Annotated in this window: 13 protein-coding genes; 9 read left to right on the forward strand and 4 right to left on the reverse strand. The window is 63.0% G+C overall.

The genetic code is table 11. The features are described from left to right. Window positions 1–73 precede the first annotated feature (73 nt). A complete protein-coding gene (locus BQ8794_RS18875; RefSeq protein WP_077380416.1) occupies window positions 74–2,281 on the forward strand; it encodes an anthranilate synthase in 2,208 nt (735 codons plus the stop codon). Between the two features lie 61 nt (window positions 2,282–2,342). Beyond that, entirely contained in the window at window positions 2,343–3,272 is a 930-nt protein-coding gene (locus BQ8794_RS18880) for a cation diffusion facilitator family transporter (protein WP_077380125.1), read from the forward strand. Window positions 3,273–3,289: 17 nt separating this feature from the next. Here BQ8794_RS18880 and BQ8794_RS18885 read toward each other — a convergent pair whose 3' ends face one another. Both BQ8794_RS18885 and BQ8794_RS18890 read right to left on the reverse strand, forming a co-directional pair. Beyond that, window positions 3,290–3,499: an antitoxin gene (locus BQ8794_RS18885; RefSeq protein WP_077380127.1), complete on the reverse strand. Its 210-nt coding sequence runs from the start codon at window positions 3,497–3,499 to the stop codon at window positions 3,290–3,292. 26 nt (window positions 3,500–3,525) lie between these two features. Beyond that, window positions 3,526–4,620: a hypothetical protein gene (locus BQ8794_RS18890; RefSeq protein ID WP_077380129.1), complete on the reverse strand. Its 1,095-nt coding sequence runs from the start codon at window positions 4,618–4,620 to the stop codon at window positions 3,526–3,528. A gap of 95 nt (window positions 4,621–4,715) precedes the next feature. Here BQ8794_RS18890 and BQ8794_RS18895 point away from each other — a divergent pair, with 95 nt between their 5' ends. The 4 genes from BQ8794_RS18895 to BQ8794_RS18910 all read left to right on the forward strand — a co-directional run bounded on the left by BQ8794_RS18895 (window position 4,716) and on the right by BQ8794_RS18910 (window position 7,741). After that, on the forward strand, window positions 4,716–5,153 hold the full coding sequence (locus BQ8794_RS18895) for a DsrE family protein (protein WP_077380417.1): 438 nt from the start codon (window positions 4,716–4,718) through the stop codon (window positions 5,151–5,153). A 69-nt stretch (window positions 5,154–5,222) separates the two neighbouring features. Then, window positions 5,223–6,053 carry an SDR family NAD(P)-dependent oxidoreductase gene (locus BQ8794_RS18900; protein WP_425293553.1) on the forward strand — a complete coding sequence of 277 codons (831 nt, stop codon included), beginning with the start codon at window positions 5,223–5,225 and terminating at the stop codon, window positions 6,051–6,053. 45 nt (window positions 6,054–6,098) lie between these two features. Then, window positions 6,099–6,407 (forward strand): putative quinol monooxygenase, encoded by a 309-nt coding sequence (locus tag BQ8794_RS18905; protein ID WP_077380133.1) that lies wholly within the window; start codon window positions 6,099–6,101, stop codon window positions 6,405–6,407. A gap of 236 nt (window positions 6,408–6,643) precedes the next feature. Continuing rightward, window positions 6,644–7,741: an AbrB family transcriptional regulator gene (locus BQ8794_RS18910; protein ID WP_077380135.1), complete on the forward strand. Its 1,098-nt coding sequence runs from the start codon at window positions 6,644–6,646 to the stop codon at window positions 7,739–7,741. A 26-nt stretch (window positions 7,742–7,767) separates the two neighbouring features. On the opposite strand, the gene BQ8794_RS18915 is transcribed toward BQ8794_RS18910, so the two are convergent. Together BQ8794_RS18915 and BQ8794_RS18920 are read right to left on the reverse strand one after the other, a co-directional pair. Continuing rightward, the gene (locus BQ8794_RS18915) at window positions 7,768–8,544 is read right to left on the reverse strand and encodes an esterase family protein (protein WP_077380137.1); all 777 of its coding nucleotides are present in this window, start codon (window positions 8,542–8,544) and stop codon (window positions 7,768–7,770) included. A gap of 5 nt (window positions 8,545–8,549) precedes the next feature. Beyond that, the gene (locus tag BQ8794_RS18920) at window positions 8,550–9,716 is read right to left on the reverse strand and encodes an ATP-grasp domain-containing protein (protein WP_077380139.1); all 1,167 of its coding nucleotides are present in this window, start codon (window positions 9,714–9,716) and stop codon (window positions 8,550–8,552) included. A 407-nt stretch (window positions 9,717–10,123) separates the two neighbouring features. On the opposite strand from BQ8794_RS18920, the gene leuA reads away from it, so the two are divergent. From leuA to BQ8794_RS18940, 3 genes are all read left to right on the forward strand, one after another. Next, window positions 10,124–11,881: a 2-isopropylmalate synthase gene (gene leuA / locus BQ8794_RS18930; protein ID WP_077380141.1), complete on the forward strand. Its 1,758-nt coding sequence runs from the start codon at window positions 10,124–10,126 to the stop codon at window positions 11,879–11,881. Window positions 11,882–12,075: 194 nt separating this feature from the next. Further along, entirely contained in the window at window positions 12,076–13,854 is a 1,779-nt protein-coding gene (locus BQ8794_RS18935; RefSeq protein ID WP_077380143.1) for a tetratricopeptide repeat protein, read from the forward strand. A 103-nt stretch (window positions 13,855–13,957) separates the two neighbouring features. Continuing rightward, window positions 13,958–14,761, forward strand: coding sequence for an alpha/beta fold hydrolase (locus BQ8794_RS18940; protein ID WP_077380145.1), 804 nt, complete (start codon window positions 13,958–13,960; stop codon window positions 14,759–14,761). The last annotated feature ends 46 nt before the right edge of the window (window positions 14,762–14,807 follow it).

A 14,807-nucleotide genomic window follows, 5' to 3' on the forward strand; every position in this document is an offset into this window, starting at 1 on the left:
TGTTTTTTAAAGCCATGCCCCGGGTCCGTTGCCCCAAGACGCTGAAATAGCCAAGACGCTGATGGAGACGGCAATGACGACGAAAATTCTGGAGAACGGGGCGGAGCGCTTCGTCACGGCGGGTGGCGTGACGATTACCCGCGAGCGCCATGACCGGCCTTACCAAGGCGCGATCGACGGCTATGTCGACGGGCTGAATTCACGCCGCGGCGCCGTGTTTTCGTCGAATTATGAATATCCCGGCCGCTATACGCGCTGGGACACCGCCATCATCGACCCGCCGCTGGTGATCTCGGCGCGTGGCCGCGCCATGCGCATCGAGGCGCTGAACAGCCGTGGCGAGATGCTTCTGCCGGTGGTCGGCAAGGCGCTCGGCGGCCTTGACGACGTGACGATCGCCGAGACCTCGAAAAAACTCATCCGCCTCGATGTGGCCAAGCCCGCCCGGGTCTTCACCGAAGAACGTGTCTTCACCGAGGAAGAACGCAGCCGCGTTCCCTCCGTCTTCACCGTGCTGCGCGCCATCACCGCTCTGTTCAAGACGGAGGAAGACGCCAATCTTGGCCTCTACGGCGCCTTCGGCTACGATCTCGCCTTCCAGTTCGATCCGGTCGACTACAAGCTCGAGCGCCAGCAAGGCCAGCGCGACCTCGTGCTGTTCCTGCCCGACGAGATTTTGGTCGTCGACCACTATTCGACCAAGGCCTGGACCGACCGCTACGATTATTCCAGCGATGGGTTTTCGACGGAGGGATTGCCGCGCGACGAAATCGTCGAGCCGTTCAAGACCGCCGACCGCATCCCGCCGCGCGGCGACCATGAGCCCGGCGAATATGCCAAGCTGGTGCGCAAGGCGATGGAGAGTTTCAAGCGCGGCGATCTGTTCGAGGTGGTGCCCGGCCAGATGTTCTACGAGCGCTGCGAGACACCGCCCTCCGACATCTCCCGCAAGCTGAAGACCATCAACCCCTCGCCCTATTCCTTCTTCATCAATCTCGGCGAGGGCGAATACCTGATCGGCGCCTCGCCCGAAATGTTCGTGCGCGTCAACGGCCGCCGTGTCGAGACCTGCCCGATCTCCGGCACGATCAAGCGCGGCGGCGACGCCATTTCCGATAGCGAGCAGATCTTGAAATTGCTCAATTCGAAGAAGGACGAATCCGAGCTGACCATGTGCTCGGACGTCGACCGCAACGACAAGTCGAGGGTCTGCGACCCGGGCTCGGTGCGCGTCATCGGCCGCCGCCAGATCGAGATGTATTCGCGGCTGATCCACACCGTCGACCATATCGAGGGGCGGCTGCGCGAAGGCATGGACGCCTTCGACGCGTTCTTGTCGCATGCCTGGGCGGTCACCGTCACCGGCGCGCCGAAATTATGGGCGATGCGCTTCATCGAGCAGAACGAAAAGAGCCCGCGCGCCTGGTATGGCGGGGCGATCGGCATGGTCAATTTCAACGGTGACATGAACACCGGCATGACGCTTCGCACCATCCGCATCAAGGACGGCATCGCCGAGGTGCGCGCCGGCGCCACGCTGCTCTTCGACAGCATTCCCGAGGAAGAAGAAGCCGAAACCGAACTGAAGGCATCCGCCATGATCTCCGCCATCCGCGACGCCAAGACCGGCAATGCCGCCGACACCGAACGCGCCACCGCGCGCGTCGGCGACGGCGTCAACATCCTGCTGGTCGACCACGAGGACTCCTTCGTCCACACGCTGGCCAATTATTTCCGCCAGACCGGCGCCAATGTCTCGACCGTGCGCACGCCTGTGCCGGACGAGGTCTTCGACCGGCTGAAACCCAATCTCGTCGTGCTGTCGCCCGGTCCCGGCACGCCGAAGGATTTTGATTGCGCCGCCACCATCAAGCGGGCGCGCGCGCGCGACCTGCCGATCTTCGGCGTCTGCCTCGGCCTGCAGGCGCTGGCCGAAGCCTATGGCGGAGAGCTGCGCCAGCTGCACGTGCCGATGCATGGCAAACCGTCGCGCATCCGCGTGTCGAAGCCGGGCATCATCTTTTCCGGCCTGCCCAAGGAGGTGACGGTCGGCCGCTATCACTCGATTTTCGCCGATCCGGTGCGGCTGCCCGACGGCTTCGTCGTCACGGCGGAGACGGAAGAAGGCGTCATCATGGCCTTCGAGCACAGCAAGGAGCCGATCGCCGCGGTGCAGTTCCACCCGGAATCGATCATGACGCTCGGCCACAATGCCGGCATGCGCATGATCGAGAACATCGTTGCGCATCTGCCGCGCAAGGCCAAGGAAAAGGCGGCTTAGGGCGAGGAGTTTTCGTGTTGAGGTTTGCGCTCTACGTCGCCCAAAGAACCCGGCTTCCTCAATGACAACAGCCGAAATCAAGGCGACCGCCAAGCGCAAGGTCGCCAGCCTCGCCTTCTGGTCGATCATCATCGCATTCGTCGTACTCGGCCTGAAGCTGGCCGCCTGGTACGTCACCGGTTCCGTGGCGCTCTATTCGGACGCGCTGGAATCGATCGTCAACGTCATTGCCTCGGCCGCCGCCTACTGGGCGATCCAGGTCAGCCACAAGCCGGCCGACCAGGATCATCCGTTCGGCCATCACAAGGCCGAATATTTCTCGGCTGTCCTGGAAGGCGTGCTGATCGTGCTGGCAGCCCTTCTGATCCTCAACGAAGTGTGGTGGTCCTTGCGGCATCCCGTCCCGCTCGAACAGCCCTGGACCGGCCTCGCCATCAACGGCGTCGCGACGGTGATCAACGCCTTCTGGGCCTTGACGCTGATCCGTGCCGGCCGTGCCGAGAAGTCACCGGCACTGGTTGCCGACGGCAGGCACATCATGACCGACGTGGCGACCTCGGCCGGCGTGTTCATTGGCCTGGTCGGCGCCGTGCTGACCGGCTGGCAAGTCCTCGATCCCGCTCTCGCCGTCATCGTCGCGCTGAACATCCTGTGGCAGGGCTGGCACGTCATCGGCTCGTCGATGAACGGTCTGATGGACCGCGCCGTCGACACGCAGGAGCACATGCGCATCCGCGACATCATCTCGGCCAATTGCAAAGGCGCGCTGGAAGTCCACGATCTGAAGACGCGGATTGCCGGCCGCGCCACCTTCATCGAGTTCCACCTGGTCGTCGACGCCGACATGTCGGTGGGCGCCAGCCACGTCATCTGCGACCGCATCGAGGATTCGCTGAAGGCAGAAATCCCCTCGGTGCGCGTCACCATCCATGTCGAGCCCGATGACGAGGCAAAACTGCCCAAGGGCACGACCGCCGTGCCGTTCGCGTGAGGCGGCGATCACAGTATCTAGGTCGGCCGCTCTAAAGCTGCCTCGACAAAGTCGTCGTCAAGCGGCCCAGTCACCTGGTCGAGCCAGCCCCAATCCTGCTCGAGCGGCTCGAGGACGACCGCTCGGCCTTGGCGGCGGATCGAAACCTCCTTGGTTTCGAAACGAAATTCCTTGGGCAGACGCACCGCCTGCGAGCGGCCTGACCAGAACACCTTCGCCTTGTCCATTTGGCATCCTTTCTGATCCGAAAATCTCAAGGCGCGCAGGCAGCCTGTGGCATCGGCTCCAGCCGATAGACCTTGTCGTCGGATGCGGTCTCGCCGTCGGTCGCCTTCGAGCAGAGGTCGACGATCGGCAGGCTGCTGTTGGGGTTGGCCAGCATCATCGTGCCGTTGGCGCCGCGACGCAGAAGAATCTCCCTGGCCGCGATGTCGCAGGAAAAGTCGCTCGTCCTTCCGCTCGCCACACAGCGCCACTGGTCCGCTTCGCCGTCACAACTGTAACTCTGCGTGACCTTGGCGGCATTCTGGCGCGTGGTGACGGAAACGGCAATCTCGGCGCCACCAGGCCAGCTTGCCGGTTCGCCGTCCTTGGCGAAGGCGGCCAGTTCGATCGGGCCCCGGAAAACCCGGATGGTGTGGGTAAGCTGATCGGGATGCGAGCCGAGATGCGCGGCATCGTAGTCGCGCCCGTAGCAGAACGGCTGGTCCGGTTTCAGCCGCTCGCGCAGCGGTGTTCCCAGCGCCGGATCGACCGGATCGATGCGCGCGAATTCGGCCTTGCAGGTCTGCGCCGGCATGCGGTCGAGCCGGAAGCCGTCGTCTTCCGTGCCGAGTGCCTGCCTGGCAAACTCCTTTTCGCCCAGTTCATCCTCGGCGCCGGCATCGAGATAAAGGTTACGATGCACGCCGGAGACGATCAGCCGGCCTTTTTCGTCGACGTTCACCAAGGCCATGGTGCGGTCGCATTCCATGCCGCAATGGATCTCGCCCGACTGCGGATCGTCCGTACCGCACCAACCGCCGACCCATTCAGGCCTCTTGGCGCCGCGCACCGTCGTCGCCAAAAAACCGTTGTAGCCGGATCGACCACTGCTCGGCTCCTCGTTCGGATGGCTGACCGGATCGCTGCCATAGTAGAAGAAAATCCGTCCCACCTTCTGGTTCGGGTGCACCCTGAGATGCGCGGCATCGTAGATACGCCCAAAACAGGCATCCTTGCCGTCCGGGCTGAGTTCGGTGAGCTCAGGCGTATCGTCGGCAAGGGCCGTGCTGGCGACAGCGGCTAGCAAGGCGACAGCAAGTCCGGCGCCCACAATGGTCTTCCCCACAATGGTCTTCGATGTCATGTGCCCCTCTCGCCCGACCAGGACGTAACTTCAATTTATGCTAGGATCGAGGTCGAAGCCACGCAATTTGCGAGGACGTACTGGAGAACGACATGATGCGACGCCGCGATATTTTCCGCGTAGGCCTTGCCGGAGCCGCCGGTCTTCTCGGGCTGCGCCAGGTCAAGGCGGCGGCCGTGGAAGAGGAAAGGCAAAAGGTCGCCTATCACCTCAGCGACCTCGACAAGGTCGGCTTCGTTTTGGGCAATATCAAGAACCACTATGAGGGCAGCGGCGGCAAGGTCGACATCGTGCTGGTTGTGCACGGACCGGCACTCGCCGCCTTCAAGTCGAAGAGCGCGTCGGCTGCCATTTCCAGCCGTTTTGCCGGTCTAGTCCGCGACGGGCTGGCCCCGCATGCTTGCGCCAATACCATGCAGGGCATGGACGTTGCGCTCACCGATCTGCTCGACGGCTTCCATGCCGCCGAGACCGGCGGCGTCGTCAAGCTCGCCGAATTGCAGCGCCAGGGCTACGCCTATTTGCGGCCCTGAACCTCTACGGACTTGAACATGAGCACGGCGAGGTCCTACGAAGAGCAGGAGAGTCCCGGAGGAATAGACGTGCCAGCCACCACAACCGCCCCTGTCACCTCCACCCCTGTCACCTCTACCCTTGTCACCCCCACTTTGGTCATCCCCGACCTCGCCGGAAAGGCGGTGCTGATCACCGGCGCTTCGACCGGCATCGGGGCGGCACTTGCGCTGGCCTACGCCGCGCAGAAGTGCCGCGTCGCGCTGCATTACAATTCAAGTGGGGCGGCTGCCGAAAACCTGGCCAAAACCATCCGCAACGGCGGTGGCGAGGTATTCCCGGTCCAGGGCGATTTCTCGATCGCTGCCGAGGTCGAGCGCGTCGTCGAGGACAGCGCGCAACATTTCGGCCGGCTCGATGGCCTGGTCAACAATGCCGGCGGCATGCTCGGCCGCGTGCCTTATGCCGAACTGACCGAGGCGCATTACGATGCGGTGATGGACCTCAACGCCCGCTCCGTGCTGACCGCATCACGCCAGGCGATGCCATGGCTGAAGCGCCAGGGCGGCTTCATTGTCAATACCTCGTCGATCGCGGCACGCAATGGCGCCGGCGGCGGCGCCGGCCTTTATGGCTCGGCCAAGGCCTTCGTCTCCAATGTGACCCGCGGCATGGCCAAGGAACTGATCGGCTTCAACATCCGCGTCAACGCGGTGGCGCCGGGCACCATCGCGACAGCTTTCCATGAGCGCTATTCGACCGAGGAGCATATGAGGGCCATGGTGGCCACCATTCCGCAGGGCCGCGCCGGCACGCCCGAGGACTGCGTCGGCGCCTATCTGTTCCTCTCGTCCGCTCTGTTGAGCGGTTACATCACCGGCCAGGTGATCGAGGTGAACGGTGGCCAGTTGATGCCGTGAGCGGCGACCTGCATACTTGTCGCAACAAGCAACGGAGAACCGGCAATGTACGGTCTGATCGGCAAGATGCGGGCGACGCGCGGCCAGCGCGACGCAATGATGGATGTCCTGCTTGCCAGCACCGGCGCCCTGCCTGGCTGCCTGAGCTACATCATCGCCACCGACCCGGCTGATGCCGACGCGATCTGGGTGACCGAGGTATGGACCGACCAGGCAAGCCACAAGGCTTCGCTGCAATTGCCGGAAGTCCAGGCAGCGATTGCCAAGGCGCGGCCGATCATCGCCGGGTTTGAGTTCCAGGTCGAAACGCATCCTGTTGGTGGATTTGGGTTGGCTGAGGCCAAGGCGGGATAGCTGGCGGGACAGCGTCCCCTTGGGGGGAGACCGGCCGTCGTCCCGGCTTTCGCCAATCTCTGATGGAGCAAGAGTGGGCGGGACGCTGAAGCTGCCAATCTCCCCCCTCGTGGAGGAGATGTCCGGCAGGACAGAGGGGGGCGCGAAGGATCGCGACGCAAGGCGTTGTACCACCCGCCACCATACTCCCCGCAAAAACGGTTCGCATTTTTCCCCGGCCGGTCTAAGAGCCGGATATGGACTCTCTCCCGAACCCGCCGGCCCTGAACCCGCCGGCCCTCGAGCATCTGGCGCGGATACCCAAAGTCTGGCAGTGGCTGGCCCTCCTGATCTTCTCGATCCTGTTTGCCGGCGCGCTGGAATTCGGCGCCTTGCCGGCAGCGCTGCTGATCGGACCGATGCTGGCGGCGATCCTGGCCGGCACCAACGGCGCCACGGTGCGTGTGCCGCGCCCTTTGTTCGGCGCCGCCCAGGCGATCGTCGGCTGCCTTGTCGCCGCTTCGATCTCCGCCGATATCTTTCCGCTCTTCTACAAGGAATGGCCGCTGTTCCTCGGCGCCGTGGTGGCGACCGTCGCGGCATCCAGCCTGCTCGGTTGGCTCATCAGCCGCTGGCGTATCCTGCCCGGCACCACCGCGGTCTGGGGCTCATCGCCGGGCGCGGCCACCGCCATGGTGCTGATGGCCGGCGCCTTCGGCGCCGACCAGCGCCTCGTCGCCTTCATGCAATATCTGCGCGTCATCTTTGTCTCGATGACTGCCGCACTTGTCGCAAAGGTCGACACATCAGGCATCGAGATCCCGGCCATCGTCTGGTTCCCGCAGATCGATCCGACAGCCTTTGCCGCAACACTTGGCGTGGCGCTCGTCGGCAGTCTTATCGGAAAGCTGTTCAGGCTGCCGTCACCCTTGTTCCTCGGCACCTTCATTTTCGGCACTGCGGTGCATCTCGGACTTGGCGTGACGATGCAGTTGCCGCCCTGGCTGCTCGCCCTCGGATATACGATGATCGGCTGGACCATCGGCCTGAATTTCACCAGGGCAATTCTGCGGCACGCGACGCGGGCACTGCCGCAGATCATCGGCTCGATCATCCTCCTCATCGCCTTTTGCGGCGGCCTCGGCTTCATGATCAGCCATGTCCTCGGCATCGATCCGCTGACCGCCTATCTGGCGACCAGCCCCGGCGGCATAGACAGCGTCGCCATCATCGCCGCCGCCGCACAACACGTCGACATCTCCTTCGTCATGGCGTTGCAATCGGCCCGCTTCCTGATCGTGCTGCTGGTCGGACCGAGCGTGGCGCGGCTGGTGGCGCGAAGTCTGAGGGAATGACCCGCTCACGCTGCCAACTGGCACTATCAGTCCAGCCGATGCATCAGGTCATCGTCCAGCCAGCGGGCGAAGAAATAGACCAATTGCTTGTGCCACCACGGCCAGTCATGGCTGACATCGCCCCCCCAATAGTCGACCCAGGCGGGAATGGACTTTTCGCGCAGCACCTGTTCCAGCGCCCGCGTCTCGACCAGCATCCGTTCTTCCCACGCCCCCTGCCCGCAGCAGAAGATCAGCCTCAGCGCCTTCAGCCGGCCAAGCAGTTTCTGATCGACGATGCCAGGCAGATAGTCGAGGGGCGAGTTGAAGAAGACGTTGCCGTCGAGCGCCTCACCGAAGAAGTCGCGGGTCGAATAGACGCCCGACAGCGCGATGACGCCGCTGCTCAGTTCCGGAAAGCGGAAGACGAAGTTCGATGCGTGATAGCCGCCCATCGAACAGCCTGAAAACAGCGGCTTCAGGGTGCGCCCGCCATTGGCCCCGTCGGCGACCGCCAACAATTTGGGCAGCGCCTCCTCGCGCACGTAGCGGAAATAGGCTTCGTGGCGGGCGATGCGGTCGGCTGGGTCGGCATGCTTGGCGAAGAAGGATTCCGAATCGATCCCGTCGAGGGTGAACAGCTGGATGCGGCCGGTGTCGATGAACTCCGAAAGCGCTGCGACCCCGCCGGAATCCTCGAACTGATAGAACCGTCCTTGTGAGGTCGGGAACACCACCACTGGCCGCCCGGCGTGGCCGTAGCGCTTGTATTCCATGTCGCGGCCAAGGTTCCGGGCAAAGCCCTTATGATAAGAGATATCCATCGGCCTCACGCCTTTTCCGCGTGGATGTAGCCGACCGCCTGGCGCAGCGCTTGGGCGTCTTTCGACCGCATCTGATAGGCGTAGTGTCCCATGGCGCGGCTGAAAACCTCTTCTATGGCCTGATGGTGGACGATCTTGTCGCCATGGGCGGCTAGCACGTCGGCATGGCTATGCAAATAGTGGAGGTGCCGCTTGCGGCTGGCATAGGCGGTGAAATACTTGCCCTTGTAGGGCCCGCCGGCGGCATCCCTGACCACCATCTCGGCCCACGCCGCATAGACGTCGATGTCGAACGTGTAGTTGATGGCGTCGGTCATCCAGGCGCCGGGCGGCCGCATGTTGACCTCGAGCGCGATGATGCGGTCGTCCTTCGTCTCGAACAACTCGATGTGGAAGAAGCGCTCACGCACATCGAATGCCCGGAGGATCTTCCGGCCTGCCTCCTCCACCGCTGGGCTGATCTCGGGAAAGCAGGTGTAACTCATATGGCGGTCGCGGTTGACCACCTCCATGACGCTCTGGTCGTAGCGGTGGCTGGCCGCCAGAACCACATCGCCGTCGCGGTTGACCAGCCCGTCGAAGGTCACTACCAGCCCCTCGATGAACTGCTCCATGACGAAGCTGACATCTTCCGGCTTGCCCTTGAAAAACTGGTCGAGTTCCCTCGTATTGGAAATCTTGAAGGTGTTCGAAGCGCCGGAGCCCGAATCCGGCTTGACCACCACGGGATAGCCGACACGGCGGATGAAGGTCATGGCGCCGGCCCGGTCGGAGCATTTGCGCTGCGGGATGGTCTCGACGCCGCCCTTGCGGAAGAAGGCCCGCATGCGGCTCTTGCGCTTCAGGTTCTTCACGAAATCGAGTTTGGTGCCAAAGATGTTGAAGTCGGTACGGATGTTGGCTTCCAGTTCCAGCCAGTGCTCGTTGAGCGACTCGAAGCGGTCGATGCGGCCCCATTTGTGGATGAAATGGCCCATCGCCCGGAACACCGGCTTGTAGTCCTCCATGTCGGCGACGCGGTAATATTCCGACAGCGCCGTCTTCAGCTTTCCGTTCAGCGCTTCATAGGGCGCATCGCCGATGCCGAGCACGGTGGCGCCGGCCTTCCTCAGCCGATCGCAGAAGTCGGCCCCGTTGGCGGGAAAATGCGGCGAGAAGAACACGAAATTCATGGACGGCATCCCCCGGCATTGTCACCAAGTCGACAGCCCAGTCTGGCGCATTTGCCGCGTGTGGGGAAGGGCGCGCACAGCGCTGCCATGCAGCCCACTTGCCTCTCCTTAGCCGCTCCTGTATGAAAATCGCCATGACCAACCGCGCCACCTCCATCGCTTCCCGTCAGACCGGCTTTGCTGGCGAGACCGTGCGCGCGCTTGCTTCCGCCCTGCTGCTTCTCGGCCTTATCGGCGATCGCCGGGTTCGCTGAAGGAGCGCCCGGCGGTCGAACCGCCGCTCACGCGCATGCTCCTTGGCCATTCTCAAAATTGGCAAGTCAACATCAAATGAACATCTGCTAAAGGCGCCGCTCGGCACCAAATCCGCCTGAAGGCGGATCCGCGAGCCGCCGGGAGAGACGACAATGAACGCACGAGATGAGATCCGCGCAGACAGCGGGGCGATGGGCAAGGATGCCCGGGGCATGCCAGGGGCAGCCCGGGGCATGCCGGGGGCAGCCCGCAAATACCAACCCTACCCGACCGTCGGTCTCACCGACCGCGTGTGGCCTTCGAAAGTCATCGACAAGGCACCGATCTGGTGCTCGGTCGACCTGCGCGACGGCAACCAGGCGCTGATCGATCCGATGGGCCACGAGCGCAAGGCGCGCATGTTCGCCCTGCTCCTCGACATAGGCTTCAAGGAGATCGAGATCGGCTTCCCGTCGGCCTCGCAGACCGATTTCGATTTCGCTCGCTGGTGCATCGAAGAGGGTAAAGTATCAGACGATGTCTCGCTGCAGGTGCTGGTGCAGTGCCGGCCGGAACTGATCACCCGCACTTTCGAGGCGCTGCAGGGCGCCACCAACCCGATCGTGCATTTCTACAATTCGACCAGCGAATTGCAGCGCCGCGTCGTCTTCGATAAGGACGTCGCCGGCATCAGGCGGATCGCCACCGATGCGGCCAAGATGATCACCGACATGGCAGCGAAGGCCGGCGGCTTCTATCGTTTCGAATATTCGCCGGAGAGCTTTACCGGCACCGAGCTCGAAGTGGCGCTGGAAATCTGCAACGCCGTCACCGAAATCGTGAAGCCGACGCCGGAAAACAAGCTGATCATCAACCTGCCGTCTACGGTCGAGATGTCGACACCCAACATCTATGCCGATCGCATCGAATGGATGTGCCGCAATCTCGACAACCGCGAGAACCTGCTCGTCTCGCTGCATCCGCACAACGACCGCGGCACCGGGATCGCCACCACCGAACTCGGCCTGATGGCGGGCGCGGACCGCGTCGAAGGCACGCTGTTCGGCAATGGCGAACGCACCGGCAATGTCGACATCGTCACGCTGGCGCTCAACATGTACACGCAAGGCGTCGATCCCGAGCTCGATTGCTCCGACATCAACCGGATGAAGGACGTCTACGAATATTCGAACCAGTTGAAGATCCCCGAGCGCCATCCCTATGTCGGCGAACTTGTCTACACCGCCTTTTCCGGCTCGCACCAGGATGCCATCAACAAGGGCATGAAGGCGTTGCGCAAGGCCAACACGCCGTACTGGGAAGTGCCCTATCTGCCGATCGACCCGGCCGATGTCGGGCGCAACTACGAGGCGATCATCCGCATCAACTCGCAGTCCGGCAAGGGCGGCATCGCCTATGTGCTGCAGGCGGACTACGGCCTCAATCTGCCGCGCAACCTGCAGATCGAGTTCAGTCAAGCGATCCAGGCGATCACCGACGCCGAAGGCAAGGAGGTGCCGGCCAAGCGCATCTACGAGCGCTTTCTCGAAGCCTACGTCGATCAGCCTGGCGCGCGGCTAAAATTCCTCGACCACCACACTTATCCCGACATCGAGATCAAGGGGCGGCGCGCGGTGGAGGCGATCATCCTCGACAGGGGCAAGGAGGTGACGATATCAGGCTCCGGAACTGGTCCGATCGACGGCTTTGTCGACGCGCTGTCGCGCCATGTCGGCGTGCCGATGTCGGTGCTCGACTATTCGGAGCACTCCATGCAGCGCGGCTCGAATGCCTCGGCCATCTCCTATGTCGAGATGGAGCATCCCGGCGGCAAACTGTTCGGCGCCGGCATCAACACCAATATCGTGGCCGCTTCGCTGGAAGCCGTGGTTTCCGCCGCCAACCGCATCGTCGGCCGAAAGGTCGACTAGACCAGCTGTCGAAAGCTATGAGCTGGAGCAAGATGAGCCCGGATCGTATCATCTTGCTCCAGTCTTTCGCACCATTAACCACCGGAATATTATCCGGTGGGGTACGCGATCGCATAATGGATGCATGCTTGTATGGCAGTGCAGGCGCTATATGATTGCGTCTTAACCTGTGCCGACTTCGAGAGGATCGACACTTGCAGCATGCCACGCCTGCCGCCCCCGCAGTGCGCGAGACGCTGGAGCGATTGCTAGCCAGCGAAACGTTCGGGAGATCCGAACGAGCGCGCAAGCTGCTTCGCTACCTGGTCGAGCGCGAGCAGGCAGGCGAAGCCGACAAGCTCAAGGGCTTTTCCATCGCAATGGACGTTTTCGGCAAGGACGGCGATTTCGATCCGTCGACCGACGCCGTGGTGCGGGTGCAGGCGGGCAGGCTGCGCGAGCTTCTGCAGCATTACTTCGCCAATGAGGGCGTTGCCGAGCCGATCCGCATTGCCATTCCGCGTGGCGGCTATGTTCCATCCTATGAACTCAACGCGAACCGCCTGCCGGTCGAGCCGGCGGCGGCGGAACACGGCGAAGCGGCGGCCACCTTGCCGGAATCGGCCGAAGAACCCGGCATGGCCGCACCTGCCGCATCGTTGATGTCCCCCGTCGTTCGCCAGCCGGCACCCTCGCTGCTGCGCCATCTCCAGTTCTTCTGGCTGGCGATCGCTCTGGTCATCGCCATGCTGGGCGTGCTGATCCTTCGTCAGGGAAGCAGCGCATTGCTGGCGGGAAGCGATGCCGCGCCGACGATTGAAAATGCGGTGGCAACCGGCAGCATTGCGCCATGGGCACCGGTTGAAAGCCTTCCGCTCGTCTACATCGAGGTGAAAACCAACAGTGCCGAGGCTGCCCGCGTCGCCGCATCGCTGCGCGCCGGCCTCAGCCGCTTCGACACGGTCACCTTCATCGGTCGCGATGCTGACGGCCCGCCCGATCCGGTCGCCGATGCGATCAGCTTCGTATTCGATGTCTTGCCGGGACCAACGGCCGGCGATGTCACGTTGGAGTTTCAAAGCGTGGCGACCGGACGGGTCCTGCTGTCACGCAACTTGACTGCCGCCGACAGCACACCCTCCACCGTCGAGAACAGTGTCGCCGGTATTTTGAGTTCGGCCGTTCCCGCCTCGGGCGCGATCTACAACTATATCGAACAGAGCGGCCTTCAGACCGGCCTGACGGAATGTCTGCTGCTCAACGACAAATACTATCTCGACCAGGGCGCCAAAACGCATGAGGCTGCCTATCGCTGCCTCGAAATCCTGGTCGATCGGGATGCGAAATCGTCGCTCGTCTTTTCGGAGCTGGCGACCCTGCATCTCGAGGCGGCCACAGATCACTACGCCTATCCAGCCGGCGCAACGATCGAACAGGCGATGTCGCTGGCCCGTCGCGCCGTGCAGATGGGGCCGACCAGCCCCTATGCCCACCGTGCCTATGGCTATCTCAATTCCCGCCTCGGCAATTCGGAGGAATCGATCCGCTGGATGCGCAAGGCCTACGAACTCAACCCTTATGACCTCAGCATGGCGGCAGCTTACGCCTACGGGCTGATTTTCGCCGGCAGGTACAGGGAGGGAACACCGATCCTTGCTCACGCTGCCGAAACCTCCAGCGCCCATCCGACCTGGTGGGATTACGGGCTTTTCGTCGGCCAGTTCATGGCTAGCGATATGAACAAGGCCGCGCTTGCCAGCGATGCGTTGCAAGCGACGCCGACGAAATCGCACTATCTGGCAGCGCGGCTGATCACTGCCAAGGCCGCCGGCCGCGATCAACTGGCGCACGAACTTCTGGGCGAGTTGACTGTCAAGTTCCCGAAATTCGCTGCCGATCCGCGCGCGACTTTTGTCGAGCGGAGATACCCCGCCGATCTGACCGAGCGGCTGGTCGAGGCTTTGCGTGCCGCCGGGCTCGGCAATGCCAGCTAGTCCTTCCGACCAGCACGGCCGATCGCGAAATCTTATTGGCCGTCGAACTTGGTACAAGACGCAATCCAGCCACATCCGAATTCGCATAAAACCATAGTATTTCATGATTTCATCGCTTTACGTTGCCGAACGGGGCGCCGGCCCGAAGACGGTTGTCTTTCTGCATGGCTTCGGCGGTTGCCACGGCGACTGGCACGAGGTGATTTCGACACTGACACCTGGTTCACGGACGCTGGCCTATGATCTTCCGGGCCATGGGCTGTCCCTCGATTTCCCGGGTGGCGGCCCGGCCAGGACAGCTGCCCGGGCTGTTCTTGCAGACCTCGCCGCACGCAGAATCAGGAGGGTGCATCTCGTCGGCCATTCGATGGGCGGGGCGGCGGCTGTGCTGATGGCACTGGCCGAACCCGCAAGGATAGCCTCGCTGACGCTTCTGGCGCCGGGCGGGTTTGGCACTGAGATCAATGGCCCGCTGTTGCGCCGTTACGCCGCAGCAGCCAGCAAAAGTAAAATTCGCGCCTGCCTCGCCGCCATGTCCGGACCGCAAAGCCCGCCCTCGGAGCGCATCGTGGATGTGCTTGGCGAAATGCGTGCGCGTCCCGGCCAGTTGCACAAACTTGTCAAGATCGCGGCCGCCATGACCAGGGACGATCGGCAGGGCGTCATCCCGCGCGAACGGCTCGAAACGCTGGATATGCCGGTGATGGTGGTTTGGGGGACAGAAGACACGGTGCTGCCCTTCAGCCAGGCCGATGGTCTGCCGGCGCATTTCCACCTGCACCAAGTGTCGGAGGCCGGCCATATGCTGGTCGAGGAAGCGCCCGGCCTGATCGCCGAGATCGTCCGCCACAACATGAAACGCCGCAGCAGGCCGCTTCGTCCAAACTCCGCTCCCGCAACGGGCTGATCCCTGCCAAAGCGCGGCTTCGGGCCGAATTTTGCAAGCCGCCTAT

The sequence above is a fragment of the Mesorhizobium prunaredense genome, assembly GCF_900156895.1.
Lineage (GTDB): Bacteria > Pseudomonadota > Alphaproteobacteria > Rhizobiales > Rhizobiaceae > Mesorhizobium > Mesorhizobium prunaredense.